Origin of the sequence: Bartonella sp. MU37NMGALS (assembly GCF_042194015.1) — a bacterium.
Taxonomy (GTDB): Bacteria; Pseudomonadota; Alphaproteobacteria; order Rhizobiales; family Rhizobiaceae; genus Bartonella; species Bartonella grahamii.
This window is the reverse complement of record NZ_JBHIML010000173.1, coordinates 1-522: the sequence shown is the minus strand read 5'-3', so window position 1 is coordinate 522 and position 522 is coordinate 1. Positions and strand designations below refer to the sequence as shown.

The 522-nt window shown below is 37.2% G+C and carries 1 protein-coding gene and 1 pseudogene; one reads left to right on the top strand and one right to left on the bottom strand.

The features are described 5' to 3' along the window. A pseudogene (locus tag ACFIJP_RS09775) lies at positions 1 to 122 on the top strand (putative addiction module antidote protein); the annotation flags it as partial. A gap of 43 nt (positions 123 to 165) precedes the next feature. Here the strand turns inward: ACFIJP_RS09775 and ACFIJP_RS09770 are convergent. Next, on the bottom strand, positions 166 to 444 hold the full coding sequence (locus ACFIJP_RS09770; RefSeq protein ID WP_375627236.1) for a hypothetical protein: 279 nt from the start codon (positions 442 to 444) through the stop codon (positions 166 to 168). Between the last annotated feature and the right edge of the window lie 78 nt (positions 445 to 522).

The window sequence follows — 522 nt, the reverse complement described above, 5'->3', positions numbered from 1 at the left end:
ATAAAGGTGATCCACGACTTTCTACTTTTCTTAGTGTGTTAAGTGCATTAGATTTACAAATGAGTTTAACGCCTATTCAAAAGAATAGTAAAGAGCAAACAGCTTTAGAAGAAGCCTCTTAATCCCCTCCCCATTTTTGAGAACGAGGAGGGAGTATATATTTACTTAAGCAACCTTTTTAATGGGGTTATCTAAACTTGGTTCATAAGCTTTCAACAAAGGCTTCATAATTGGTGGCGGGCTTAAGGTCCCACAATTTGTAATCATTGCCAAAATTTTGAGTGCATTTGGGCTTTCACCTTGAAGCTTTAAAATTAAAGCGTTTTCTATTGCATCCATGGTCTCAATGAGAGCATTAAAAGCCTTATCTTCGACATCATCACGATCAGAAAATTGAAACAAAGCCATCCATAAATCACATAAAAAGTCGATACTGGTATTCATTGTACACCTCCATGGATTTGCTCTCTTAAACATGCCAATCCTCTGGAGGTGATTTTCGTTGAAGGCAGCACCTTTTCT